The 25494-nt window shown below is 59.0% G+C and carries 27 protein-coding genes and 1 pseudogene; 16 read left to right on the forward strand and 12 right to left on the reverse strand.

The genetic code is table 11. The annotated features are described in order from the left end of the window. The first annotated feature begins 58 nt into the window (after nucleotides 1-58). A complete protein-coding gene (locus tag U6037_RS07020; RefSeq protein ID WP_322846244.1) occupies nucleotides 59-991 on the forward strand; it encodes a D-2-hydroxyacid dehydrogenase in 933 nt (310 codons plus the stop codon). Nucleotides 992-1115: 124 nt separating this feature from the next. Here U6037_RS07020 and U6037_RS07025 read toward each other — a convergent pair whose 3' ends face one another. After that, nucleotides 1116-1709 carry a nitroreductase family protein gene (locus U6037_RS07025; RefSeq protein WP_116028869.1) on the reverse strand — a complete coding sequence of 198 codons (594 nt, stop codon included), beginning with the start codon at nucleotides 1707-1709 and terminating at the stop codon, nucleotides 1116-1118. Between the two features lie 278 nt (nucleotides 1710-1987). On the opposite strand from U6037_RS07025, the gene U6037_RS07030 reads away from it, so the two are divergent. Together U6037_RS07030 and U6037_RS07035 are read left to right on the forward strand one after the other, a co-directional pair. After that, entirely contained in the window at nucleotides 1988-2437 is a 450-nt protein-coding gene (locus tag U6037_RS07030; protein ID WP_322846245.1) for a YcgN family cysteine cluster protein, read from the forward strand. A 35-nt stretch (nucleotides 2438-2472) separates the two neighbouring features. Then, nucleotides 2473-3702 carry a hypothetical protein gene (locus tag U6037_RS07035; RefSeq protein WP_322846246.1) on the forward strand — a complete coding sequence of 410 codons (1230 nt, stop codon included), beginning with the start codon at nucleotides 2473-2475 and terminating at the stop codon, nucleotides 3700-3702. A 167-nt stretch (nucleotides 3703-3869) separates the two neighbouring features. Here U6037_RS07035 and U6037_RS07040 read toward each other — a convergent pair whose 3' ends face one another. The 4 genes from U6037_RS07040 to U6037_RS07055 form a co-directional block, all read right to left on the reverse strand. After that, entirely contained in the window at nucleotides 3870-4247 is a 378-nt protein-coding gene (locus U6037_RS07040; RefSeq protein WP_064119662.1) for a DUF2892 domain-containing protein, read from the reverse strand. A gap of 81 nt (nucleotides 4248-4328) precedes the next feature. Next, complete coding sequence (locus tag U6037_RS07045; protein WP_007911337.1) at nucleotides 4329-4799, reverse strand: RNA methyltransferase; 471 nt, start codon at nucleotides 4797-4799, stop codon at nucleotides 4329-4331. 208 nt (nucleotides 4800-5007) lie between these two features. Beyond that, on the reverse strand, nucleotides 5008-5379 hold the full coding sequence (locus U6037_RS07050; protein WP_007911336.1) for a YajD family HNH nuclease: 372 nt from the start codon (nucleotides 5377-5379) through the stop codon (nucleotides 5008-5010). A 48-nt stretch (nucleotides 5380-5427) separates the two neighbouring features. Further along, a complete protein-coding gene (locus tag U6037_RS07055) occupies nucleotides 5428-6114 on the reverse strand; it encodes a spermidine synthase (RefSeq protein ID WP_007911335.1) in 687 nt (228 codons plus the stop codon). Between the two features lie 80 nt (nucleotides 6115-6194). Here U6037_RS07055 and U6037_RS07060 point away from each other — a divergent pair, with 80 nt between their 5' ends. Further along, on the forward strand, nucleotides 6195-6479 hold the full coding sequence (locus tag U6037_RS07060; RefSeq protein ID WP_242204512.1) for a hypothetical protein: 285 nt from the start codon (nucleotides 6195-6197) through the stop codon (nucleotides 6477-6479). Here U6037_RS07060 and U6037_RS07065 read toward each other — a convergent pair. Together U6037_RS07065 and U6037_RS07070 are read right to left on the reverse strand one after the other, a co-directional pair. Continuing rightward, a complete protein-coding gene (locus U6037_RS07065; protein ID WP_008085900.1) occupies nucleotides 6476-6949 on the reverse strand; it encodes a Crp/Fnr family transcriptional regulator in 474 nt (157 codons plus the stop codon). The genes U6037_RS07060 and U6037_RS07065 overlap by 4 nt on opposite strands. Nucleotides 6950-7150: 201 nt before the next feature. Then, the gene (locus U6037_RS07070; protein ID WP_322846247.1) at nucleotides 7151-9205 is read right to left on the reverse strand and encodes a S9 family peptidase; all 2055 of its coding nucleotides are present in this window, start codon (nucleotides 9203-9205) and stop codon (nucleotides 7151-7153) included. 225 nt (nucleotides 9206-9430) lie between these two features. Here U6037_RS07070 and U6037_RS07075 point away from each other — a divergent pair, with 225 nt between their 5' ends. The 3 genes from U6037_RS07075 to U6037_RS07085 are packed head-to-tail and all read left to right on the forward strand — an operon-like array spanning nucleotide 9431 to nucleotide 11272. Next, nucleotides 9431-9925 carry an MFS transporter gene (locus U6037_RS07075; protein WP_322846248.1) on the forward strand — a complete coding sequence of 165 codons (495 nt, stop codon included), beginning with the start codon at nucleotides 9431-9433 and terminating at the stop codon, nucleotides 9923-9925. A gap of 15 nt (nucleotides 9926-9940) precedes the next feature. Next, nucleotides 9941-10717, forward strand: a complete 777-nt coding sequence (locus U6037_RS07080; RefSeq protein WP_322846249.1) for a class II glutamine amidotransferase — start codon at nucleotides 9941-9943, stop codon at nucleotides 10715-10717. Nucleotides 10718-10729: 12 nt separating this feature from the next. Further along, nucleotides 10730-11272 (forward strand): DUF2937 family protein, encoded by a 543-nt coding sequence (locus U6037_RS07085; protein WP_322846250.1) that lies wholly within the window; start codon nucleotides 10730-10732, stop codon nucleotides 11270-11272. A 95-nt stretch (nucleotides 11273-11367) separates the two neighbouring features. On the opposite strand, the gene U6037_RS07090 is transcribed toward U6037_RS07085, so the two are convergent. Then, complete coding sequence (locus tag U6037_RS07090; RefSeq protein ID WP_322846251.1) at nucleotides 11368-12282, reverse strand: LysR family transcriptional regulator; 915 nt, start codon at nucleotides 12280-12282, stop codon at nucleotides 11368-11370. A gap of 159 nt (nucleotides 12283-12441) precedes the next feature. On the opposite strand from U6037_RS07090, the gene U6037_RS07095 reads away from it, so the two are divergent. From U6037_RS07095 to U6037_RS07115, 5 genes are all read left to right on the forward strand, one after another. After that, nucleotides 12442-13728, forward strand: coding sequence for an MFS transporter (locus U6037_RS07095; RefSeq protein ID WP_322846252.1), 1287 nt, complete (start codon nucleotides 12442-12444; stop codon nucleotides 13726-13728). A 62-nt stretch (nucleotides 13729-13790) separates the two neighbouring features. After that, nucleotides 13791-14543, forward strand: coding sequence for a 5-oxoprolinase subunit PxpA (locus tag U6037_RS07100; RefSeq protein WP_322846253.1), 753 nt, complete (start codon nucleotides 13791-13793; stop codon nucleotides 14541-14543). Beyond that, nucleotides 14540-15244 (forward strand): 5-oxoprolinase subunit PxpB, encoded by a 705-nt coding sequence (pxpB, locus tag U6037_RS07105; protein WP_322846254.1) that lies wholly within the window; start codon nucleotides 14540-14542, stop codon nucleotides 15242-15244. The genes U6037_RS07100 and pxpB overlap by 4 nt, the downstream gene beginning before the upstream one ends. Further along, entirely contained in the window at nucleotides 15241-16158 is a 918-nt protein-coding gene (locus tag U6037_RS07110; RefSeq protein WP_322846255.1) for a biotin-dependent carboxyltransferase family protein, read from the forward strand. Before pxpB ends, U6037_RS07110 begins: the two co-directional genes overlap by 4 nt. 118 nt (nucleotides 16159-16276) lie before the next feature. Then, entirely contained in the window at nucleotides 16277-16825 is a 549-nt protein-coding gene (locus U6037_RS07115; protein WP_322846256.1) for a hypothetical protein, read from the forward strand. A gap of 64 nt (nucleotides 16826-16889) precedes the next feature. Here the strand turns inward: U6037_RS07115 and U6037_RS07120 are convergent, their stop codons facing one another. Both U6037_RS07120 and U6037_RS07125 read right to left on the reverse strand, forming a co-directional pair. Then, on the reverse strand, nucleotides 16890-18068 hold the full coding sequence (locus U6037_RS07120; RefSeq protein WP_008085921.1) for a vWA domain-containing protein: 1179 nt from the start codon (nucleotides 18066-18068) through the stop codon (nucleotides 16890-16892). Nucleotides 18069-18080: 12 nt separating this feature from the next. Next, nucleotides 18081-18926, reverse strand: a complete 846-nt coding sequence (locus U6037_RS07125) for an AAA family ATPase (RefSeq protein ID WP_007911294.1) — start codon at nucleotides 18924-18926, stop codon at nucleotides 18081-18083. 279 nt (nucleotides 18927-19205) lie between these two features. Between U6037_RS07125 and U6037_RS07130 the strand changes: the two are divergent. Further along, nucleotides 19206-19454 (forward strand): annotated as a pseudogene (locus tag U6037_RS07130) (DUF2442 domain-containing protein); the annotation flags it as partial. A gap of 15 nt (nucleotides 19455-19469) precedes the next feature. Here U6037_RS07130 and U6037_RS07135 read toward each other — a convergent pair. After that, nucleotides 19470-20546, reverse strand: a complete 1077-nt coding sequence (locus U6037_RS07135) for a DUF748 domain-containing protein (protein WP_322846257.1) — start codon at nucleotides 20544-20546, stop codon at nucleotides 19470-19472. A gap of 127 nt (nucleotides 20547-20673) precedes the next feature. Between U6037_RS07135 and cysK the strand changes: the two genes are divergently transcribed. The 3 genes from cysK (at nucleotide 20674) to U6037_RS07150 (ending at nucleotide 24422) form a co-directional block, all read left to right on the forward strand. Then, entirely contained in the window at nucleotides 20674-21648 is a 975-nt protein-coding gene (gene cysK, locus U6037_RS07140) for a cysteine synthase A (RefSeq protein ID WP_127926224.1), read from the forward strand. A 184-nt stretch (nucleotides 21649-21832) separates the two neighbouring features. After that, complete coding sequence (locus U6037_RS07145; protein WP_322846258.1) at nucleotides 21833-22771, forward strand: aspartyl/asparaginyl beta-hydroxylase domain-containing protein; 939 nt, start codon at nucleotides 21833-21835, stop codon at nucleotides 22769-22771. Nucleotides 22772-23558: 787 nt separating this feature from the next. Then, nucleotides 23559-24422, forward strand: coding sequence for a DMT family transporter (locus U6037_RS07150; RefSeq protein WP_322846259.1), 864 nt, complete (start codon nucleotides 23559-23561; stop codon nucleotides 24420-24422). A gap of 121 nt (nucleotides 24423-24543) precedes the next feature. On the opposite strand, the gene U6037_RS07155 is transcribed toward U6037_RS07150, so the two are convergent. Beyond that, nucleotides 24544-25452 carry a DMT family transporter gene (locus tag U6037_RS07155; protein WP_322846260.1) on the reverse strand — a complete coding sequence of 303 codons (909 nt, stop codon included), beginning with the start codon at nucleotides 25450-25452 and terminating at the stop codon, nucleotides 24544-24546. Between the last annotated feature and the right edge of the window lie 42 nt (nucleotides 25453-25494).

Raw genomic sequence — 25494 nt, forward strand, 5'->3', positions numbered from 1 at the left:
TACCGCGATGGCCGTCCGAATCCGGCGGCCGTCTGCACGGTTTGCGAAAGGTTTGAAGATGCGCGTTCTGATTGCTGAACACGACCACGCGATATACGCCCGGCTGCTGCGTCAGGCAGCGCCCGAGCTTGAAGTACTGACCAGCGGTGACTCCGCCGAACTGGCCCGTCAGGCCGCCGATTGCCCGGTGTGGCTGGGTCAGCCGGACCTGCTGGCGACCCTGCTGCGCCAGGGCCATCAACCACAATGGCTGCAATCGACCTGGGCCGGTATCACGCCGCTGCTCGCTGACGGCTTGCGCCGCGATTATCGTTTGACCCGTGCGGTGGGGATTTTCGGTCAGGTGATGGCCGAATACGTGCTGACGTACATTCTTGGCCATGAGCGCGAAGTGCTGGCGAGACTGGTCAGCCAGGTCGAACGCAAGTGGGACAACCGCAGCGGCCAGAGCTTGGTCGGACGCAAGGTGCTGATCGTCGGCACCGGCGACATTGGCCAGAGCGTTGCGCAGTTCCTGCTGCCATTTGGTATCGAGTTGTACGGGATCGCCAGCACTGCTCGCGAGCAGGCGCCATTTGTCGAAGTCGGTTCGATGGCCGATCTGCCACGCCTGGTGGGCGAGGTGGATTACGTGGTCAATCTGTTGCCGAACACTGAACACACCCACGATATCTACGACGCGGCGCTGTTCAAGCAATTCAAGCCGACCGGGTTGTTTATCAATGCCGGGCGCGGAGTCGCAGTGGTCGATGCCGATCTGGTGGAGGCGTTGAAGGAAGGGCATCTGGCGGGGGCGGTGATCGACGTTTGCCGTCAGGAACCGTTGCCGCAACGGCATCCGTTCTGGACCGCGTGGGGCTTGCTGCTGACCGGGCACAGCTCGGCACCGACGTCACCGGCGTTGATGGTGCAGTTGTTCGTCGAGAACCTGAAGGCGTATCAGGCGGGTGAAACCTTGCGCGGGGAAGTGGATTTCAACCGCGGGTATTGAGTGTTCGCCGGATAAAATGTGGGAGCGAGCCTGCTCGCGAAGGGGGAGTGTCAGCCAACATCATCGTTGCCTGATACACCGCTTTCGCGAGCAGGCTCGCTCCCACATTTGTTTTTGTGCTGGCTTAGAGGGTGAAGTCGCCTTCGGCCGCCAGTTCGTTCAGTGGACGGCGCGGGCTCGGCTCCTCACGGGCCTGCAGGTACTCAGCCAAGGTTGCCTTGTCACCCAGTTTGCCAACAGCCACCGCCGCATGCAGCGCGTAACCTTCAGGAATATTCAGCTCCTTGCGCGTCAACTCCTGATCGAAACCGGCCATGCCGTGGGTGTGCCAGCCGCTGATGCTCGCTTGCAGCGCCAGATGGCCCCACGCCGAGCCGGTGTCGAAGGTGTGCCACAACGCTGGGGTTTCTTCCGTCGCGCCCGGTGCGGTGAAGGTGGTTTTCGAAATCACGATCACCAGCGCCGAGGCATGCTGCGCCCAGCTGCGGTTGAATTCGTTGAGCAGGCCCAGATAACGCTCCCAGTTCGGCGTATCGCGACGCGCATACAGGAAACGCCACGGTTGCGAGTTGTACGCCGATGGCGCCCAGCGGGCGGCTTCGAAGAAGCTCAGCAGGGTTTCTTCCGGGATCGCTTCGCCGGTGAAGGCGCGCGGCGACCAGCGGTCGGTGAATTGCGGGTGAATGGCGTAATCGGCAACACGAGGGTTGGCACTCATCGAGAGATTCCTTGCTACGTTTGAGTCAGGGATTTGAATGAAAACCCGGCGGGATCAGTTGCGCTGAACGATGGGGTTTTCCGAGCCTGAGGGTTCACCACAATGCAACGCGGTCGAGCGTTAATGGCTTGCGGGCAAGGCTCCTGCGACTGGCAAAGCTACGCGCCGCCACAAAAACTGACAAGTCCCGCACAACCGGCAGTCGCCAGCGCTTGGCCCGCAAGGCCTTGAGCACTAGACTGGCGGCCTTTTCACCACCTGATGTTGATGCTTGAGCCATGTCCGCCACACTTGAACCGTTCTGGAAACGCAAAACCCTCGATCAACTGGATCACGAGGAATGGGAATCGCTGTGCGACGGCTGTGGTTTGTGCTGCCTGCAAAAACTCGAGGATGAAGAAGACAACAGCGTCTATTACACGCGCATCGCCTGCAAACTGCTCGATCTGAACACCTGCCAGTGCAGCGATTACCCGAATCGCATCAAGTTTGTCCCGGACTGCATCCAGCTCACCCCGGGCCAGGCCGAAGAATTCAAATGGCTGCCGCCGACCTGCGGTTATCGACTGGTCAGCGAAGGCAAGGATTTGCCGTCGTGGCACCATCTGGTCAGCGGTGACCGCGATGCAGTGCACCACGAACGGATTTCCCAGTCCGGGCGCATGCTCGCCGAAGGCAGCGTGCCGGAGGATGACTGGGAAGATCACCTGATTTTCCGCGCAGGTTAAACACCTGCGGATTCAAGCTTTACCAAGGAGTGTGTATGGCTGTCGGATTGCAGCGATCGCTGCTGGTTGCACTGCTGGCGCTGAGCGCACCGGTGTGGGCAGCAAAAAAAGTCGATCTCGATTACCACGTACGCCTATTGCCACAGAGCGATCAGGCCGAAGTGCGCCTGACCCTGGCCAAAGGCGAAGCCGTGCGCAGCCTCGATTTCGACCTTGGCGATGGCAGCCATTACAGTGACTTCAAGGCTGACGGCCAATGGCTGCTGACCCCGGGCAAAAATGCACGCGGCGTCTGGCGGCCAGCCAGTGACCAATCCAGTCTCACCTACCGCGTGCGCATCAGCCATGGTCGCAAGAACGGTAGCTTCGATACACGCATGACCGCGAACTGGGCGCTGATGCGGGGTGATGAGTTGGTGCCGCCGGCCAAACTTGATCAGCAGGACGGCACCGAATTGGTCGCGCGTCTGCAATTCGAATTGCCCGACGGCTGGAAGAGTATCGAAACCGCGTGGCCACGTATCGGCAAGAACAAATTCCGCATCGATAATCCATCACGCCTGTTTGACCGCCCGACCGGCTGGGTGCTCGCCGGTCATCTCGGCAGCCGCCGCACACGGCTGGGCGAAACCGAAGTCACCGTGGCTTCGCCACAAGGGCAGGGCATGCGCCGCATGGATGTGCTGACCTTGCTGACGTTCGTCTGGCCGCAGGTGCAGGCCGTTTATCCACGCCATCCGGCCAAACTGTTGATTGTCGGCGCCAACGACCCGATGTGGCGCGGCAGTCTCGGCGCGCATGAGTCGATTTATCTGAACACACGATTGCCGCTGGTCAGCGAGAACGGCAGCAGCGCGCTGGTGCGTGAGCTAGCCCAGGTGTTCGGGCGGATCAATGACGAGCAGCGCAGTGACTGGATCAGTGAAGGCTTTGCCGAGTATTACGCGATCGAACTGGTGCGCCGTGCCGGTGGAATGAGCGATGAGCGCTATCAGGCGTTGCAGGCGAAACTGGCCAAGGACAGCCAGAAAGTCACGACCTTGCGTGGCGAACAGATCAGCCCGGCACAGGTTTCGAAAGCGGTGGTGGTGTTGCAGGAACTGGATCGCGAGATTCGCTTGAAGACGCGTAACAAGCGTTCGCTGGATGATGTGTTGCGTGGGGCAATGCATCTGGGGACGGTGAGTACCAAGGAGTTTGTGCAACTGACCGAGAGCGTTCTCGGTGAGTCCTCAAAAGTCCTCGATACCACGTTACTTCAGTAACACCGCGATCGCTGGCAAGCCGGCTCCTACAGTGTTTTAGGTTGGGCACAAATCAGTGCACAACCCATAAACCTATTTGGACTGGGCACAAATTCTGTGGTCTCCACAGAACCTGTGGGAGCTGGCTTGCCAGCGATGAGGCCATCAGCCCCACCGCAAATCTCGGATCAAACCCCGGCTTTAGGCGATTTCACCGAATCATTGCCAGTCACGGTAGCCGTCTTGGTCGCCGCCTCGGCATTCGCCTTCAGCTTGCTCAACTCCTCCCCGGCCCGCTCGATCTTCGCCCGCACGTTATTCATGTCCTGACGACTTTTCTCAAACAGGCTCTTCACCGAGCTGTGCCCGGTAATCCCGCGCGCCATGGCCACGCCGCCAATTGCCACCTGAATCAAACCGAACACGCCGCCACGGCGCAGGCCTTTACCGACCATGATCACGCCGCCCGCGAGTGAGCCGATGCGCTCCCAGCCTTCGACGTTCTGCTCGGGATGGCTCTGGAACGGGGTGGATTCGATGCGTTCGACACGTTTGAGCTCGGTCATGATCTTTCTCCAGGCAATGAGTAATCGATAAACAAGCTGACTGCCGCAGCGGTCAGCTCGTTCCATCGAATATGCGGCGTTTCAGCGGAATTTCGGCCCGGAGCGGGTGTTCAAGCCCTTGGCCATGCGGTCGTAGAGCACGACGTTGACTGTCGCGGCGAGGTTCATGCAGCCGGTGGTCGGGATGTACACGACGTCTTCGCACCAGTCGCGGATCTCTTTATCCAGCGAGCCGTCTTCGGGGCCGAAGATGTACAGGGCGCGATCCGGGTGAGTGTATTCCGGCAGCGGACGGGCGCCCTCGACCAGTTCCACGGCGACGGGCACGCAGTTGAGCGGGAGGATCTTTTTCAGATCGTCGATGCCGATCAGCGGGATGTCGTAGTGCACGCGTTTGGTGTCGGTGACGAAGTCGGCGGCGCGTTCATAACGCTTGCCGGTGTAAAACACCGACGCCACGCCATAGCAGCCTGCGGCGCGCATCACCGAACCGACGTTCTCCGGTGATTTGGGGTTATACAAACCAATGCAGCTGTACCGTTTGTCTGCCACGAGCGGGGTGCCTTCGGGAAAAAGAGCGCGATTATACGGGGATTGGGGGAGGGCGGGCAGATTCGAGATCTGCGGTGTCTGGCCCGGCCTCATCGCTGGCAAGCCAGCTCCCACAGGTTTCCTGGATACACACAAAATTTGTGAACGAGCCTGATCACTGTGGGAGCTGGCTTGCCAGCGATGGGGCCAGTTCAGGCGATGAAGATCATTAATCTTCTTTTTTCATGAGACCGGCGAGGGCGGCAAACGGGTTATGCGTCGCCTTGGCAATCTTCGGCGTGCTCAACGAGCCTTCGCTGAAATACTGCTGATCGGTATAACGCGAGTGCTCGTTATCGTGGCAATACAGGCACAACAATTCCCAGTTAGAGCCGTCCTGCGGGTTGTTGTCGTGATTGTGGTCGCGGTGGTGCACGGTCAGTTCGCTCAGGCGCTTGCCGGAAAACTCGCGGGTGCAGCGGCCACAGACGTGCGGGTACATCTTCAGGGCTTTGTCGCGGTAGCCCATTTCCTTGTCGCGCTGGTTGTCGGCGAGGATGCGATCCAGCTTCGACGTGTTGGTTGGGGTGGACGAACTCATGGGTTCACCTTTGTAAAAGACTAATGACGGTTATGCGCAGAGTTTAGCTCAGCCCTTGAGCTTCTCGGCAATCCAGATCGTGTGGCGCGTGCCCTTGTTGCCGTGGGCGAAGACCTGGACCTCTTCGGCCTTGAATCCGGCCTTTTTCAATTTGTCGGAAAACAGCCGATCAGCGCTGGCCGACCATACCGCCAGCACGCCTTTCGGGCGCAAAGCCTTGGCGCAAGCATTCAGACCGGCGGCGGAGTACAGCCAGCTGTTGGCCTTCTGGGTCAGGCCTTCGGGGCCGTTGTCGACGTCGAGCATGATCGCGTCGAAGCCGTTCGGTTCGCTTTGCAGCACCTTCGCCACGTCTTCCTGACGGATCACCGTGCGCGGATCGAGCAGCGGTCGACCGGACTTTTCGCCGAGCGGGCCACGGTTCCACTCGACTACGCCGGGCACCAGTTCGGCGACCACCACTTCAGCGGTTTTGCCCAGATGCTTGAGCGCGGAGGCGAGGGTGAAGCCCATGCCCAGACCGCCGATCAGTACCCGCGAGTCCGGCCGCCCGGCCACTTTACGGCATGGAATTTCGGCCAGCGCATCTTCGGAACCGTGCATGCGCGTGTTCATCAATTGCCCGCCGTCGCCGCCCTGGATCTTGATGACGAAATCCTCGCCATATTCGAACAGGCACAGGGCACCGCCGCTTTCAGGGATCGGGGTGGTGTCGAGCAGAACGAAACGTTTCATGGAAATCTCTACAAGGGGGAAGGCAAGCAGGCGCGTTGGGAGTAGCCTGAGCACAGACTAGAGGCCAAACGGAGCCCTTGATGAAGCGCACCATTCTAACGGTCATTGCCCTGGCCGCGCTCTCGATTACTGCAGTGCAGGCGCAACAGACAATACCGGTCAGCCCGGCGCCGCAACCCGGCTCGCCCGGCACCGCAACGCCGACGCCGTATCCGCAGATCACGCCGATCAACATTCCCAAGTCGGGCGCCGGCAGTGGCAGCCCGCCGCTGGTGCCGATTGAAATGCCTACTCCGCCGAGCAAGGATCAACCTGTGCCGGGCATTGAACCGAGCGGCACCAAAGCGAAATCACCCGGCGGTTAAACCTGTTGCGCGGCCAGTTGGCCGTCGGCCATGCGCAGACGTTTCGACAGGGAGACGGCGAGGGCGCGGATGATCTTGGCGGCGATCTTCGGCGCGTCATTGAGCATTTTTTCCAGCGAGTCCTTGCCGAGGTTCAGCAACTGGCAGTTGCTCGCGGCAATGCAGGTCGCCGAACGTCGTTCGCCATCGAGCACGGCCATTTCACCGAAGGCGCGACCGCTGCGCAGGGTGGCCATGGTGATGACCTGGCCATCTGGCCCGGTTTTCTGCACAGCGACCTGGCCGGTGTGGAGGATGCACATGAAACTGCCGGCATCGCCCTCGCGGAAAATCGCCTCGCCTTCGGCCACGGTGCTGATGCTGAAATAGCCGGAAGCGGCCGCAAAGTCGGCCAGCTGCAATTGATCGAACAGGCCACAGTCCATCAGCCAGTCGCGGATTTCGTTGTTCAGGAAGGTCGGTTCTGACATGTCGTCACGGTCTTTTTGTTTTCACTGTTTCAGGCTTCACACGGTCCCCATGTAGGAGCTGCCGAAGGCTGCGATCTTTTGATCTTGCCTTAGAGAAAATCAAAATCAAAAGATCGCAGCCTTCGGCAGCTCCTACAGGGGATCTGTGGAGTATCGGCCTCTTGGGTCTGCAATTAAGACCCAAGTGACCAACGGAGTTCCTCAGGCCAGACCCAAAACCTTGAAAACAAATGCGTATTCGAGTGCTACGTCACGTAATCCCTGATAGCGCCCGCTCATCCCGCCATGCCCGGCGCCCAGTTCAGTCTTGAGCAGCAGCACGTTGTTGTCAGTCTTGGTCGCGCGCAGTTTCGCCACCCACTTGGCCGCTTCCCAATATTGCACGCGGCTGTCGTTGTAGCCGGCGATTACCAGCGTTGCAGGATAGTCCTGCGCGCTGACGTTTTCGTACGGCGCGTAAGCCTTGATCCGCTCGTAAACCTCCGGCTCTTCAGGATTGCCCCATTCGTCATATTCGGTGACGGTCAGCGGCAGATCCGGATCGAGCATGGTGTTGAGCACGTCGACGAACGGCACTTCGGCAATCGCCACGGCGAACAGATCCGGACGCTGGTTGAGCACCGCGCCAATCAGCAAACCACCCGCGCTGCCGCCGCTGATCGCCAGTTTTTCCGCCGTGGTAATGCCGTTGAGGATCAGAAACTCGGCGCAGGCAATGAAATCGCTGAAGGTGTTGTGCTTGTGTTCCTGCTTGCCGGCGCGATACCAGGCTTCGCCCAGTTCACCGCCGCCGCGCACATGGGCGATGGCGAAGGCCATGCCCCGATCCAGAAGGCTCAGGCGCGCGTGAGAAAACCACGGATCAAGGCTCGAACCGTAGGCGCCATAACCGTACAGGTACAGCGGCACCGCTTTGCCAACCATTTCGCGCTTCATCACCAGACTGATCGGCACTTGCGTGCCGTCCGGCGCCGTTGCCCACAGACGCTGGCTAACGTAAGCGTCGGCATCGAAGGGGCCAAGTACCGGGGTTTCTTTCAACACCGTTTGTTCGCCGCTGGCGAGAATCAGTTGGCGAACCTGTGCCGGACGGTTCAACGCTTCGTAGCGCAGGCGAATGCGGTCGCTTTCAAACTCCAGGCTGTTTTGCACATACAGGCTGTAGGCCGCGTCCGGCAATTGCACGCGATACGGCGCCAGACCGTGTGGGTGAACTTCGATGATCGGCAGGCCACCTTCGCGCAGGCTCAGGGTCATGGCCTCGGTGTTGAGGCTGACGCCGTCGAGCATCACCGTATCGCTGTGGGGGATCAGGTTCTGCCAGTCGGCTTCGGTCGGCGCGGTGCCGGTGTCCGGCGCCTGATACAGCGCGTAGTTGATGCCGTCACGGTTGCTGCGGATGAACCATGTCCATACGCCATCAAGCAGGCCGTGATCGACGTCGTACTCGTGATCTTCGACCCGTGGCGCCAGGCACGTGAAGGGCAGGTGCGGCAGATTGGCGTCGAGCGCCCAGACTTCGCTGGTGGTCTTGCTGCCCAGCGACAACAGCAGTTGTTGCTCGGAACTGGAACGGTAGCAATGCAGGAAGAAACGCCCGTCCGCCTCGTGAAAGACCTCTTCAGCGGCGGTGCCATCCAGGCGATAGCGGAACAATTTGTGTGGACGATGGGTGTCGTCGAGTACGCCGAAAAACAGGGTCAGGCTGTCGTTGGCCCAGGTCATGCTGCCGTCGCAGTCTTCGAATTCCAGTTCGCTGACTTTGTCGTTGGCCAGTTCCTTGACGAACAGCGTGTAAATCTCATCGCCCGAGGCGTCGACGCTGTAGGCCAGACGCTGGTGGTCCGGGCTGATACTGAACGCGCCCAGCGAGAAGAACCCGCCGTTAGCCAGCACATTCGGGTCGAGCAGCAGTTGTTCGCGGCTTTCGTCGAGGCTCAGGCTGTCGTCTGCCGGACGCGGGCAGCGGTAATGCCGGGCGTATTCGTCGCCCGCCGTGGTGCGGGTGTAATACAGATACGGGCCCCAAGGCGAGGGCAGCGACAGGTCGGTTTCAAGAATCCGGCCCTTGATCTCTTCGAACAGCGTTTCGCGCAAATCGGCCTGATCGGCGGTTTGCGCCTCTTGGTATGAGTTTTCGGCCTTGAGGTAATCGAGCACCGCGTCGGTGTCGCGCTCCTGCAGCCAGGCATACGGGTCGGCACCGGCGGCCTTGTGGGCGATCGGGGCACTGTTGGCGTTGGCGGATTGGGGCATGGAAGGCTCTCGGACAAATGACGGAATAGGGTTTTCGCAGCTTTTGAAACCGTCGCAGGCCCCTGTGGGAGCGAGCCTGCTCGCGAAAGCGGTGGGTCAGACAACAATGTTTCAACTGACAGTCCGTATTCGCGAGCAGGCTCGCTCCCACAGGTCGTGTGTCTATTGGGACAAGCCGCACGGGCGAAAAGTCGTTACTATAAGCGCCTCTTTGCCTGCCTTGCCATGGACACCATGACCGAGAACGACTATCTGATCGCCTGGGGCCTCTACGCCTTTGCCGCTGTGGGCTGCCTGTTGGTATGGATGCGCCTGACCACCTGGATGTGGCGCTGGTTGCGCGAGCCGCTGCGTGTGCTGATGGCGGTGTTGTTGTTCAGCCCGACCATCATTGATCCGGTGAAAGCCAAGGTTGCACCGTCCATCGCCATTACCGCGCTGGACCTGGCTTTCAAGGTCGGCAACAACGCCTGGCGGGCGATCTCCGATCTGTTCATGTACAGCATGATCGCTTTCGGCATCTACCTGATCTTTGTGCTGATCCGCTTCCCGATCGAAGCTTCCCGCGCGCGTCGAGAGCAGGCCGAGGCCGCCAAAGCTGCCGCCCGCGCCGATGACCGCGATGACGATCAACCGTTTGGCGGCGCTGGTGATGACCGTTACGGTCGCCCGCCAGTACCAAACAATCCGCAGCGCATGCGGGTCGAGCCGCGCCTGTAACCCGAGAGTCCGCACATGTGTGAATTACTGGGCATGAGTGCCAACGTGCCGACCGATATCGTGTTCAGCTTCACCGGCCTGATGCAGCGCGGCGGCCGCACCGGCCCGCACCGCGACGGCTGGGGCATTGCCTTCTATGAGGGCCGTGGCTTGCGTCTGTTTCAGGACCCGGCGGCGAGTTGCGAATCGGAAGTAGCCAATCTGGTACAGCGTTATCCGATCAAGAGCGAAGTGGTCATCGGCCACATCCGCCAGGCCAACGTCGGCAAGGTCTGCCTGTCCAACACCCACCCGTTCGTCCGTGAACTGTGGGGGCGCAACTGGTGTTTCGCGCATAACGGCCAGCTCGCCGATTTCACCTCGATCAAAAGCTTCTACCGCCCGGTCGGCGATACCGACAGCGAGGCGGCATTCTGCGATTTGCTCAATCGCGTGCGTGCAGCTTTTCCGGAGCCGGTCGATATAGAAGCGCTGCTGCCGGATCTGGTTGCCGCGTGCGCCGAATACCGCAGCAAAGGCGTATTCAACTGCTTGCTCAGCGATGGCGACTGGCTGTTCTGCTATTGCTCGACCAAACTCGCACAGATCACCCGGCGCGCACCGTTCGGCCCGGCGCGTCTGAAGGATGTCGACGTGATCGTCGATTTTCAGGCAGAAACCACGCCCAACGACGTGGTCACGGTGATCGCCACCGAGCCTTTGACCGAAAACGAAACCTGGACCCGCTACGAACCGGGCCAATGGAGCCTGTGGCGACGCGGCGAATGCGTAAGCCAGGGCAAGACCGAATAAGGATCTACCCCGATGTTGCTCAGTTATGTACGGCTGGTGTTGTTTGCGGCGGGCCTGTTGATCGGTGTCCAGGTGCCGGGATTCATCAACGATTACGCGAAACGGGTCGAGGCGCATCTGATCGAGGCGCAGACCGGTCTGCGCGGTTTTCAGGGGACTGCCGAGCAGTTTTTCAAAGGCGATATGCAAGCGCTGGTGGCGCATTATCGCGCCAGTGAAGACCCGGTGTTTCGCAGCGATGCCGACAGCCTGAGCACTTTGCTCAGCCGCCAGATCGCGTTGGACAAGCAGTTCCAGGCGATGCAGGGCCCGTGGTACATCCGCTTCCTGCAAGTGGTGTTGGCCGCTGATCCGGATATCCGCAAGGAAACCTGGAACGGTTACAGTTATCAGATCCTGCTGACGCCGGAAGCGATGATCTGGGGCATGAGCGGCGCGTTGTTGCTGTCGCTCGGCATTGAATGCCTGTTCCGACTGATCGACTGGGTCGTCCTCGGTGGCCGACGTTTGCGCCAGAGCCGGCCGATCGAAGACCGCGACGTGCGTGGGTTGTAACAGCACAAGATCAAAAGATCGTCCGATCGCGGCCCGAACCTTCGGCAGCTCCAGAGATCAATGTAGGAGCTGCCGAAGGCTGCGATCTTTTGCTGTTAAGGGGTCAAAACCACATACCCATCACCAACCTTCTGCGCATACCCCGCCAACACCTGCTGACACAACGTCACAATCTCCTCGACCCACTCAACCCCCATCCGCCACGACACCACCACTTGCAAGTTCGGTGGCCGTTGATCGATGTCGAGCAAAGTCAATTCGCCCCGAGCCAACTCTTCGGCGACCAACACCGGTGGCAGCACACCAATCCCAAATCCATCACGCAATAACCGGGTAATCGCCGACACCGAATTCACGCAATTCAAACGCGGCGCAATCACGCCGCTGGCCTGCATCAACGCGAGCAGGTCCTGATGCGGTCGGGAGTTTTTCGAGTAAGTGATGATCCGTTCCTGCGCCAGTTCGGTGAGGTCAGCATAGTCGCGGTTGTAGATCGAATTACTCGCGACAATCCAGCCCAGCGGATGACTGGCCAGCTCCAGACTGCGCACACTCTCATGGCGGATCAGATCGGTTTGCAGAACGATGTCGAGAAAACCTTTTTGCAGCTGATCGCAGAGGTTCAGTGAAGTATCCGCCACCAACTCGATTTCCACCCGTGGATACAGATCGGTCATCTGCGCCACCAACGGGCTGAGCCAGGTGTGGATTACCGTGTCCATCACGCCAATACGCACCCGGCCGACCTTGCTCGAACGGGTCTCGATCGACTGCTTCAGTGCCGACATCGTGTCGAGCATCTGCTCGGCATACTCCAGTACTTTCAACCCTTCGGGCGTCAGGCTGACACCGCGCGAATCGCGCAGAAACAGCTTCACCCCCAACTCGCCTTCCAGCACCGCAATGCGGCTGGAGATCGACGCCTGGGTGGTGAACAGCTTGTCGGCGGTCAGGCGAAAACTCTTCAGTCGGGCGACCCAGACAAAGGTCTCGAGAAACTTCAGATTCATGGGCAAGGCTCGGGTGACAAATTTTTCTTATGGCTAAGGCGGGTTTTTATTCGTTGGACGCAGCAGGGCCGCGCGACGAAAAATCGGCGCATCCGGTTCCCACGATAGGCGTCGTCGGGGCTACGAACAAGACCAATAAAAAACCTGCGGAGATAAGCCATGCGTGCTCCCGACACCCTAGAAGCATCCACGGCAACGGCGCGTCCCGGGCCGTTTGACTGGTATCGCAACATCAATCAGCAGGAGCGCCGTACGTTCTGGAGCTGCAAGATCGGCTACGGTCTGGACGGCATGGACACGCAGATGCTCAGCTTCGTCGTGCCGACGCTGATTGCGATGTGGGGCATCACCACTGGCGAAGCCGGGCTGATTCACACCAGCACGTTGATTGCGTCGGCGATTGGCGGCTGGGTCGCCGGGATTCTTTCCGATCGCATCGGCCGCGTGCGCACCCTGCAACTGACGGTGCTGTGGTTCGCCTTCTTCACCTTCCTCTGCGGCTTCGCGCAAAACTATGAACAACTGCTGATCGCTCGCACGTTGATGGGCTTTGGTTTCGGTGGCGAATGGACCGCTGGCGCTGTGCTGATCGGTGAGGTAATCCGCGCCAAGGATCGCGGCAAAGCCGTGGGCATGGTGCAATCCGGGTGGGCGCTGGGCTGGGGGCTCACAGCGATTCTATATGCGCTGCTGTTCTCGGTGCTGCCGCCGGAAGATGCCTGGCGCGCGCTGTTCATCCTCGGCATCGTGCCGGCGATTTTCGTGATTTTCGTCCGTCGCTTGGTAAAAGATCCGGAGATCTACCGCGAGGCCAAAGCCCAGCAAACGCCGGAGAACCCGTCGAAGTTTTACGAGATCTTTGCCCCCGGCATGCTGTTCACCACAATCCGCGCATCACTGCTGACCACGGGTGCTTTGGGCGGCTACTACGCGATTACTTCCTGGCTGCCGACCTTCCTCAAAAACGAGCGCGGTTTGAGCGTACTCGGCACGGGCGGTTATCTGGCGATGGTGATTGTCGGTTCCTATGTCGGCTATGTGATCAGCGCTTACCTGACTGACCTGCTCGGCCGGAAAAAGAACTTCATCCTCTTCGCGGTCGGCTCGTTCACCATCGTTCTGCTCTATACGCAGTTGCCGGTGAGCAACGGCGTGATGCTGTGGCTGGGCTTCCCGCTGGGCTCCTTCGCCTCGGGGATTTTTAGCGGCATGGGCGCTTTTCTGACTGAGCTGTTCCCCACGCGGATTCGCGGTTCCGGGCAGGGCTTTTGCTACAACATCGGTCGAGCGCTGGCGGCATTGTTTCCGCTGCTGATCGGACTGCTCAGCCAGAAAGTGCCATTGAGCGTTGGCATTGGCGCGTTTGCGGCGGTGTCCTACGGCGTGGTGATTATCGCGGCGTTGAGCCTGCCGGAAACCCGCGGCAAGCAACTCGATGCGCAGTAACTGATAACCTGCCAAGCACAGTCCTACAGATAAAAAGACAAGCACCTACAGGAGTGTTCACCGTGAGCCGCCTGCTATTGAATTGCGACATTGGCGAGAGCTTCGGCAGCTGGACCATGGGTCTGGACGCCGAGGTCATGCCCTTCATCGATTGCGCCAACGTGGCCTGTGGTTTCCACGCCGGCGACCCGAGCATCATGCGCAAGACCGTCAGCCTGGCGTTGAGCCATGGCGTGCAGATCGGCGCCCACCCGGCTTATCAGGATCTGGTCGGTTTCGGCCGTCGCTCCATGGCGTATTCGGCGCAAGAGCTGCAGGACATCCTGCATTACCAGATCGGTGCACTCGACGGTATTTGCAAAGCCCAGGGCGGGCGCGTCAGTTACGTCAAACCTCACGGGGCGATGTACAACGACATGATGGCCAACCCGGCACAATTGCGTGCAGTGATTCAGGCCGTGGCCGCTTATGACCGCAGTCTGCCGTTGATGCTCATGGCTACTCGCGACAACTGCGCCGCGCAGCAAATCGGTGACGAGTACGGAGTGACGTTGTGGTTCGAAGCGTTCGCCGACCGCGCCTACGACCGCGCCGGCAAACTGGTGTCGCGACAACTGCCGGGCGCGGTGCATCACGAACCTGAAAAAATCATCGAACAAGCGCTGACCATCGCCCGTGGTGACAACCTCACCGCCAGCGACGGCAGCGCCTTGCGTCTGCACGCCAACACCCTCTGCGTACACGGCGACAACACCAGTTCGGTGGCCGCCGTGCAGCGCATTCGCGAGGCCTTGAACCAGCAGAGCGCGTCATGAACCCAAGGATTGAAGTGGTGGCACTGGATTGCCTGATGCTGCGTCTGTTCGATGAAATCGCCGAAGCCAACATGCCGTGGATGCTCGCCGCCAGTGAGCGCTTGCGTGCGGCATTTGGCGCGCAATTAATCGATCTGGTGCCGTCGTATACGACATTGATGGTGCATTACGATCTGACGGTTTTGAGCCCGAATCAGGCGCGGGCATTGATTGCTGAGGCGCTGATTGATTTGTCGCCGAATGCGCGCAACGCTGGGCAATGCCATGTGCTGCCGGTCTGGTATGACTTGAGCGTCGGGCCTGAATTGACTCTGCTCGCCGAGCGCAGCGGGCTGGCGGTGGAGGAGGTGATCCGGCGCCACAGTGGCCGCGAATATCAGGTGTTCGCTTTGGGTTTCGCGCCGGGTTTCGCCTTTATGGGGCTGGTCGAAGAGATTCTTGCCGCGCCACGTCTGAACACTCCACGCAAGAAAGTCGCGGCGGGCAGTGTCGGTATCGCCGAGCGCCAGACCGCTGCCTATCCGGTCGTATCCCCCGGTGGCTGGAACCTGATTGGCCGCACCCCGGCGCAACTGTTCGACCGTCATCGTGATGGCTACAGCTTGATGCAGCCCGGTGACACCGTGCGGTTCGAAGCAGTCAGTCACGCCGAGTTCGTGAGTCTGGGCGGTGATGACACGCCACTGGAGGTGCAGGCGTGAGCCGATTGACGATTGAGGCGAGTACTGCGCTGTGCCTGTTGCAGGACGCAGGACGGTTTGGCGTGCGCCATCTGGGCGTCACACAGGGCGGTGCGGCGGATTGGCGTTCGATGAGCTGGGCCAACTGGTTGCTGGGCAATAATCTCGATGCAACGGTGATCGAAATCACCCTCGGCGGCTTTACTGTGGTGGCAGAGGATAATTGCTTGCTGGCGTTGGCCGGAGCGGATCTTGGCGCGCAGATTGATGGTCAGCCGCTGGCGCCGTGGCGCAGTTTCAAGTTGGGCAAAGGGCAGCGGTTGCAGCTCACTCAGCCGTTGCTTGGCGCCCGGGCTTATCTGGCAGCGCCCGGTGGTTTTGACGCACCGAAGGTATTGGGCAGCAGCGCCACCGTCGTGCGCGAAGAGCTTGGGGGACTCGATGGCCTGGGTTTGCCGTTGGCCAAGGGATCGACATTGAGATATCACGGTGAATCGCTGTTGGTTCGCGAAGTGCCTTTGGGTGTACGGCCGGATTTGCAAGCGAATGCGCCGCTGGATCTGGTACTCGGCGCGCAGATCGGCCAGTTCAGCGGGCAAAGCCTGTTTGATGTATTCAATACGACCTGGGTTCTGGACAGCCGCGCAGATCGCATGGGCATTCGCTTGTTGGGCAGCGCCTTGCACTATCAGGGGCAGCCGATGATTTCCGAAGGGATTCCTCTCGGCGCAGTGCAGGTGCCGCCGGACGGACAACCGATCGTGCTGCTCAATGATCGGCAGACCATCGGTGGTTATCCACGCTTGGGGGCATTGACGCCGCTGGCGCTGGCACGGTTGGCGCAATGTCTGCCGGGTGACAGGGTGCGGTTCACGCCAGTCATGCAAGAGCGCGCATGGCAAACTCATCTCAACTATCTGAAGTCCTACTTGTGATTGTCCGTCATTCGGACTGAAGACCGAGACGATTCCACGTGCATGGGTAAGTCGCCCTACATCACTTGGCGAGGGGGTGTGGAACTATCGGTCTTCATCTTTTACAAGGAAGTTCCAGATGCGTTATTTGAAAGTAATGGCTCAGTCAGAGGGCGAGTGCGCGAGCGGTGTCGATGGGCACATTGTCGGGTTTTATGATGGCGTGGGCAGCGTGCCTGTTTATCAGGCCAGCGTTGACCATTTCTACAATGTGCAGCGACTGAACGGCGAACACGCCGCTGATCAGGACATCGTGGCGCGCATCGAGACATTCATGTCCAACGCAACCGTCGACATGATACGTATGTTTAAATGGAATCACCGTACAGAGGCGAGCGGCAATGTCATTGAGCTGATTGCCGTGGAGGCCAGCTCGGGTGCAGAGGCGAAAAGCGTGAGGTTTCGCATTCTGACCCCTGAGGGCGAATTGAAGAATGAAATGACCCTGAGTCCTGAAACGGACATTGAAAAAAATCGCAGGGTAGCGCTGGAAAATGGTGGGGCGAAAGTTGTCGCCAAAGGGAAGAAAAAACGCCGCGGGCAACAAACGGCTGCTGTAGGACCGGCGATTCAGGACACCTCCTTCATGGACCGGCTCTGCAAGTCTTATCTCGCGACAGGTTGGTAAATCCGCAAGCCTGAAAGGCAGCCGCTTTCATACGGTTTGCCTTTCAGTATTTACCTTCGGGACCTTACTTGGACAAAAACCGCATCCCCTCCTCAAGCCCGCGCAACGTCAACGGATACATCTGATCCTCGATCAGATCCCGCACGATATTGGTCGACGAGGTATAGCCCCAGGTATCTTTCGGATACGGATTGATCCAGATGAGCTTCTTGTACTTCTCCATGAAACGCTGCATCCACACGTAGCCGGGCTCTTCGTTCCAGTGCTCGACACTGCCGCCAGCCTGGGTGATTTCATAAGGCGCCATGGCGGCGTCACCGATGAAGATCACTTTGTAGTCGGCGCCATACTTGTGCAGCAGATCCTGAGTTGAAGTGCGCTCGGAGGTGCGGCGCATGTTGTTCTTCCACACCGATTCATAAACGAAGTTGTGGAAGTAGAAGTACTCCAGATGCTTGAATTCGGTCTTGCAGGCCGAGAACAGCTCCTCGCAGATCTTCACGTGCGCGTCCATCGAACCGCCGATATCGAACAGCAGCAACAGCTTCACCGTGTTGCGTCGCTCGGGGCGCATCTGGATATTCAGCAAACCGGCATCGCGAGCGGTGTGGTCGATGGTGCCATCGATGTCGAGTTCTTCCGCAGCGCCTTGACGGGCAAACTTGCGCAGCCGACGCAGGGCGACTTTGATATTGCGCGTGCCGAGTTCCACCGAGTCGTCGAGGTTCTTGTACTCGCGCTGATCCCAGACTTTTACTGCTTTGCCCTGGCGCTTGCCGGCATCGCCGACCCGAATGCCTTCCGGGTTGAAGCCGCCGGAGCCGAACGGACTGGTGCCGCCGGTGCCGATCCACTTATTGCCGCCGGCGTGGCGTTCCTTCTGTTCTTCCAGACGTTTCTTGAACTCTTCGATCAGCTTGTCCAGACCGCCGAGTGACTGGATCTGCGCACGTTCCTCGTCGCTCAACGAGCGCTCGAACTCCTTGCGCAGCCAGTCTTCGGGAATCAGCGCCTGCAAGTGATCATCGAGCTTTTCGAGGCCATTGAAGTAGGCGCCGAACGCGCGGTCGAACTTGTCGAAATGGCGTTCGTCCTTCACCAGAATCGCCCGCGACAAGTAGTAGAACTCGTCCATGTCGGCGAAAGTCACGCGCTGTTTCAGCGCGTTGATCAGGTCGAGCAGCTCGCGCACCGACACCGGCACCTTGGCTGCACGCATTTCATTGAACAGGTTGAGCAACATGGCATCAGCCTCTTAACGGGTGCCGCGACGGCTCATGAACGCCAGGCGCTCAAGCAGTTGCACGTCCTGTTCGTTCTTCACCAGTGCGCCGGCCAGTGGCGGAATCGCTTTGGTTGGATCGCGTTCGCGCAACACCGCTTCGCCAATGTTGTCGGCCATCAGCAGCTTCAGCCAGTCGACCAGTTCCGAGGTCGATGGCTTCTTCTTCAGGCCTGGCACCTTGCGCACGTCAAAGAACACGTCCAGCGCTTCGCTGACCAGATCCTTCTTGATGTCCGGGTAGTGCACGTCGACGATTTTTTGCAGGGTGGTGCGGTCGGGGAAGGCGATGTAATGGAAGAAGCAGCGGCGCAGGAAAGCGTCCGGCAGCTCTTTCTCGTTGTTGGAGGTAATGATGATGATCGGGCGCTTCTTCGCTTTGATGGTCTCGTCGATCTCGTAAACGTAGAACTCCATCTTGTCGAGTTCTTGCAGCAGGTCGTTGGGGAACTCGATGTCGGCCTTGTCGATCTCGTCGATCAGCAGAATGACCCGCTCCTCGGACTCGAAAGCCTCCCAGAGCTTGCCCTTCTTCAGGTAGTTGCGCACATCGTGGACTTTCTCATTGCCCAGTTGCGAGTCGCGCAGACGGCTGACCGCATCGTACTCGTAGAGGCCCTGATGAGCCTTGGTGGTGGACTTGATGTGCCAGGTGATCAACTTGGCGCCGAACGATTCGGCCAGTTGTTCGGCGAGCATGGTCTTGCCGGTGCCTGGCTCGCCCTTGACCAGCAGCGGCCGCTCCAGGGTGATGGCGGCGTTGACCGCCAGCTTCAGGTCATCGGTGGCGACGTAGGCCTGGGTGCCTTCGAACTTCATCTGCTAATCCTCGAACGGTAACGCCGACCTGACGGGCAGGGCGGGGGCGAAATAATCGGATGCCCGACTATAACGCGCAGCCCGGTCGACTGTGAACGCAGACGGCTTATTCAGTCTCTGAATGGGGCGTCACATGTTGACTCAGTCTCGGCCGATGGCCAGTATTCAGGCCTCGTTGATTTGACGATAGCCTTCAGGATGTCCACTGAGTCTGTGGCGAAGGAGCTTGCTCCCGCTGGGCTGCGAAGCAGTCCCCATGTGCCCGGAGGCGCCGAATTGATGCTATCCATGGAACGACCACGCTTGGCGGCAGTTACTGCGCTATCTGATAGCCGGCTTGCACTCTGCTTTGTTGATGGCCGAGCGCTGACACTCGATTTGAGTCGAGATATTCAAACGTATAAGCAGTTGCAGCCCTTGCTTGATCCCCAAGTCTTTGCGACTGCCATCTTGGGCGACGAAGGTTGGACCGTTGAATGGCCTGCCCCGGATATTCAGATTGGCGCTGATACTCTATATCTGGATGCTTTCCAGAAATGAACCCTAACCCGCATCAGGCTTCGGCCGCTCATACCGGGCGTTGAATGCCTGTACGAAACCATTGCGTAAAATCTGCAAAAACGCTTCGAACGCGCTGATATTTTGCTGATGCACGTTGCCGCTGAGTTCGACCTTGGTGGCGAACTGGTTTTTCGCCTGATTCTTCAGCACGGTTTCCGTCCCGCCCACCAATGCCTCCCAGACCGAGCGGAAGATGCTCTTGTTCTTGTTCTCAACGTCTTGTTGCCAGTTGAACACTTCGACGTCGCGCAGCAGCGGTTTGATATAGCCGTTGACCTGGGCTTTCTTGGCTTTGGCCTCGATTACCACATCACCGTGGCCAGCGTTGAAGTCGAACTTGCCGTAGGCCGAGGCGAAGTCGTTCATGCGCTTGAGTTCGATGTCTTTGGCACGCAGGCGGAATTCGAAGTCTTCGAAATTGCTCAGGGGGTCGAACGTGGCAGTGGTTTCCAGCGGTGCGTGGCCCAGCAGCAAGGCTTTACCTTCGAAACGGGCGTCGCGTTTGCCCTGTTTGTCGACCACATTGGTCAGGTTGTAGATGCTCGCGTCGACATTGGTCGCGTTCATGTTCACTGGAGGTTTTGAATTGAAGTTGCGGAAACTGATCTTGCCGTCCTGAATCTGTACTTCGTCGAGAGTGATCGGCAGCAATTTGCCCAGTTGCGCGCGCCAGTCGGTGCCTTGACCTGTTTGTGAGTTCTGTTTGTTAGCGCCACCATCGACGAAATTGACTTCAGGATTTACGAATCTCACCTGCGCCACGACGGCATGGTCGTACCACAGCGAATGCCAACTGACTGCCAGATCGATCAGCGGTGCGTTGACGAATGGTACCGGTACCTTGCCGTCGACCTTGACGATTTTCAGCCCGTTGATCTTGTAGGCGCCGCGCCATAGGGCCAGATCGACATCAGTGATCTGGCCCCGATAGTCACCCATGTCCGCGAGTTTGCCGTTCAGGTAGTCGCGCACCATGTAAGGCAGCGCGATATGCAGCGCGATCAGCAACACAACGACGACGGCAAAAATCCCTAATGGCCAGCTGTAGCGACGCTTCATGACGGCAATTCCCTGACGATGTAAGCGATTGACTGTTACGTCGCGCAGACGTTCGACCCGACTGGACTGTGATGGGCAACAGGCTTACCTTGGAACGCTGAATTCAATGCTGCATAAGGACCCAGCCATGAGCCGTATTTTTGCTGACAACGCCCATTCCATCGGCAACACGCCGCTGGTGCAGATCAACCGCATCGCGCCGCGTGGCGTGACCATTCTGGCCAAGATCGAGGGGCGCAACCCCGGTTATTCGGTCAAGTGCCGGATCGGCGCCAACATGATCTGGGACGCCGAAAGCAGCGGCAAACTCAAGCCGGGCATGACCATTGTCGAGCCTACATCGGGTAACACAGGGATTGGCCTGGCATTTGTTGCTGCTGCCCGTGGTTACAAATTGATGCTGACCATGCCGGCCTCGATGAGCATCGAGCGCCGAAAGGTCCTCAAGGCATTGGGTGCCGAACTGGTGCTGACCGAGCCGGCCAAGGGCATGAAAGGGGCTATCGAAAAGGCTGCCGAGATCGTCGCCAGCGACGCCGACAAATATTTCATGCCGGCGCAGTTCGACAACCCGGCCAACCCGGCGATTCACGAAAAAACCACCGGCCCGGAAATCTGGAACGATACCGACGGCGCTGTCGATGTACTGGTCGCTGGCGTCGGCACCGGTGGAACCATCACTGGCGTTTCGCGTTATATCAAGAATACCCAAGGCAAGCCGATTCTGTCGGTAGCCGTGGAGCCGATGTCCTCGCCGGTGATCACCCAGGCGCTGGCCGGTGAAGAGATCAAACCGAGCCCGCACAAGATTCAGGGCATCGGTGCCGGTTTTGTGCCGAAGAACCTTGATCTGTCGATGGTTGACCGGGTCGAGCAGGTCACCGACGACGAGTCCAAGGCCATGGCGCTGCGTCTGATGCAGGAAGAAGGGATTTTGTGCGGTATCTCTTGCGGTGCGGCGATGGCCGTGGCGGTGCGTCTGGCAGAGACGCCGGAGATGCAGGGCAAGACTATCGTCGTGATTCTGCCGGACTCCGGCGAGCGTTATCTGTCGAGCATGTTGTTCAGTGATCTGTTTACCGAACAGGAGACGCAGCAGTAACCGAGTTGATTCAGGTCAGCCGGGGTTCAGGATCGATATGCTAATAAATGCTTTGTTGCGCAATTCTTAACACTGAATCTTGGGTTGAACGGGTTTTGCCCGGCGCCGGTAGTGTTTATCATGGCCGGCTGCCATGCCGGGTAAAGGGCATTGCGCAGCGTTGTCTTTATTCAAGGAGTCGTTGATGACCTTTTCGTTAGCCGCCAAGGTATTGGTGCTGCTGCTGTTCGTGGGCAGCATCCTGTATGTGCATTTGCGCGGCAAGGCGCGTTTGCCGGTTCTGCGCCAGTTCGTCAACCACTCGGCGCTGTTCGCCCCGTACAACGCCTTGATGTACCTGTTCTCCGGCGTGCCGTCCAAGCCGTATCTGGATCGCAGCAAATTCCCGGAACTGGACGTGCTGCGCGACAACTGGGAAACCATTCGCGACGAAGCCATGCATCTCTTCGATGAAGGCTACATTCGCGCGGCGGAAAAGAACAACGACGCCGGTTTCGGTTCGTTCTTCAAGAAGGGCTGGAAACGTTTCTACCTCAAGTGGTACGACAAACCGCTGCCATCGGCCGAAACTCTCTGCCCGAAAACCGTGGCGCTGGTCAGTGCGATTCCCAACGTCAAAGGCGCGATGTTCGCGTTGCTGCCGGGTGGCAGTCACCTGAACCCGCATCGTGATCCGTTTGCCGGTTCACTGCGTTATCACCTCGGCCTGTCGACGCCGAACTCCGACGATTGCCGGATCTTCGTTGATGGTCAGGTGTACGCCTGGCGTGACGGCGAAGACGTGATGTTCGACGAGACCTACGTGCACTGGGTCAAGAATGAAACCGACAAAACCCGCGTGATCCTGTTCTGCGACGTCGAGCGTCCGCTGAGCAACCGTCTGATGACTCGCATCAACCGCTCGATCAGCGCCTGGCTCGGCCGTGCCACCGCACCGCAGAACCTCGACGATGAACGCGTTGGCGGGATCAATCAGGCCTACGCCTGGAGCAAGAGCTTCAGTGACAAGTTCAGTGGCGTGGTCAAACAGTGGAAACGCCGTCATCCGAAGGCTTACCGCGTGATGCGGCCGGTGCTGGCAGTGGCGGTGTTGACGTTGTTGGGGTATTGGCTGTTTGGTTAAGGCTGGATGTTGTAATAAAAAACCGTTCCTTGAGAGCGGTTTTTTTTATGAAGAGAAGGTGAACGAAGCGCCAGCGAGCACGCCTCCTGGCTCTACCGCAGCTGGATTCACCAATGCTTCTCTGATTCGGTGCAACTCCCGTTCAGACAACTTTCCGGAAGAGCGTTTTCTAACAGCTTTTATCGATCTGGCGCCTGGCGCCCTTTTTTCATCGGCAGCCTTCATGGTGCCTCCGGCGTTGATCATTAAATGAGCAGTTGTCCGATACTAGTCTTACCAAATTAGCTTCACAAGCCTACCCTCTGAATCGAATTCAAAACCCAGCTGCCGGTAAAGAGGAGATCCTGTGCATTCCTTGTCCCCCATGGTTGGGTGTCGCGATTGCAATCCAGCCTATTCACCTTGCGGCCAACTGTCCCTGCTGGCCCTTTGTCCAAATCATTGCAATCCATGTCCCACGCTGGTTATAGTCGGCGCTCGTGAGTCGTATGCCTCACCTTCCACACTCTCAAAAAGATCTGCCCCAATGCCTGCATCCCTCATCAACGCGGTAGTCGATTCAGCGGTCAACGCTGTCGTGGTGCCGTGCGGGAATCAGCAGCCCAAGCAGATCAGTCATTACCCCCCACCTGTCAGTAGCACGCCGGTGTGCGCAGTCGTATCACCGCCGGGCGTTGGCGTTTCGGACTGATCAGCACTGTCTGCAGAGTCCTGCCGCCCGCCAGAAAAACCTACTGAATTTCAGCTTCGGCTGAGTTGGCTTCTTGCCTGACTACAGGTGGTATTCATGTTTGTCCTGTCGAAAAAATCCGCGCTCGCGGCGACGTCCACGAGCCTGTTCGTTCTGCTGTGGAGCAGCGGTGCGATCTTCTCCAAATGGGGCCTGGCCCATGCTTCCCCGTTTGCCTTTCTGCTGATTCGCTTCGCGATTGCCTTGTGCGGGCTGGTGTTGCTGGCGCCGTTGCTCAAATTGAAGTTGCCCAAGGGCGGGCGGCCGATGTTGTTTGCGATCGCCACGGGCGTGGTGTTGTTGGGGGCCTATCAGATTTTCTATCTATTGGCGCTCAACACCAAAGTCACCCCCGGTGTGATGGCGACCATCATGGGTGTGCAGCCGATTCTCACCGTGGTCTTGATGGAGCGGCAGCGCTCGGCCAGCCGCCTGTTCGGTTTGGCGCTGGGGCTGGCGGGGCTGATCATGGTGGTGTACCAGGGCATTGGTCTTGCCGGGATGTCCTGGGCGGGAATGCTGTTTGGGTTGCTGGCGCTGGCGAGCATGACGCTGGGTTCGATCATGCAGAAGCGCATCACCGACAATCCTCTCGGTACGCTGCCGGTGCAGTATCTGGCCGGGCTGTTGTTGTGCGGGATTTTCGTGCCGTTCCAGCCATTTCATTTTGAACACAGCACAGGTTTCATCGTGCCGGTGTTGTGGATGGGGCTGGTGGTCTCGGTGCTGGCGACGCTGTTGCTGTATCGCCTGATCGCGCGGGGCAATCTGGTGAATGTCACCAGTTTGTTCTATCTGGTGCCGGCGGTGACGGCGGTGATGGATTATCTGATTTTCGGCAATCGCCTGGCAGCGTTGAGTGTGCTGGGGATGCTGTTGATCATTGTCGGTCTGGCGTTTGTGTTCCGTAAAACCAGCTAACAGATCGTCAGGTGGCGGCTTTTAGGCCGCCGATCGCGAGCAGGCTCACGCCTACAGGGGAACGCATTCCAATTGGAGGAGTGAGCCTGCTCGCGATGGCCGTCTTGGCCACAGCACAAATTTATCGGGCCGGCACCTCAGCCGGCTTCACCACCGCCGGCTTCAACACCAACCACAACGCCGCCGCAATCAGCACGCCACCGTAGATATGCGCCATCGACAACGGCTCATCCAGCAACAACGCCCCCCACAAAACCCCGAACGGCGGAATCATGAAGGTCACGGTCATCGATTTCACCGGGCCGATCGAGCTCAGCAGGCGGAAGTAAATGATGTAGGCGAACGCTGTGCAGCCCAGACCAAGACCGAGCAGCGACAGCCAGACATTCCAGCCGCCCCAACTGACGGGCGGAGCGCTGATCACGCTATAAGTGAACAACGGCAACAGGAACAACGTCGCACCGAGCATGCTGCCCAGCGCCGACAGACGACTGTCCAGTCCTCCGGCCTGATCCAGCCAGCGCCGCGCGAGGAATCCGGCGAAACCATAACAAGTGGTTGCGAGCAGACAGGCGACGGCGCCCATCAACAGCTGCAAGTCGAACGCCACGGGTCCGGCGCGGGTCAGCACGCCAACACCGAATAACCCGAGAAACACCCCACCCAACTTGGCTGCGGAGAGTTTTTCACTGAAGAACAATCCGCCAATCAGTACGCCCATCAACGGCGTGGTGGCATTGAAAATCGCTGAGTAGCCGGCTGGCAGTACCTGGGCCGCAACGGAATACAGCGTCGCCGGAATTCCCGAGTTGATGACGCCGAGCAGCATCACGGTTTTCAGTTTGCCTTTGAAATCCCAGCGCACGCGCATCAGCCCAAGGATTACCAACAGGCCAACGGCTGCAATCGACACGCGAAAGAACCCGGTCGGGATCGTGCCGATCACCGGCGCAATAATGCGCATGAACAGAAAACTCGCGCCCCAGATGGCCGCCAGCGACAACATACGGAAAATATCGACAGGGCTCACGGCGGGTCTCCTTCCTTGATCGGGACGAGAGTGTTGCCGAGC

This window comes from Pseudomonas sp. B33.4 (genome assembly GCF_034555375.1).
Lineage (GTDB): Bacteria > Pseudomonadota > Gammaproteobacteria > Pseudomonadales > Pseudomonadaceae > Aquipseudomonas.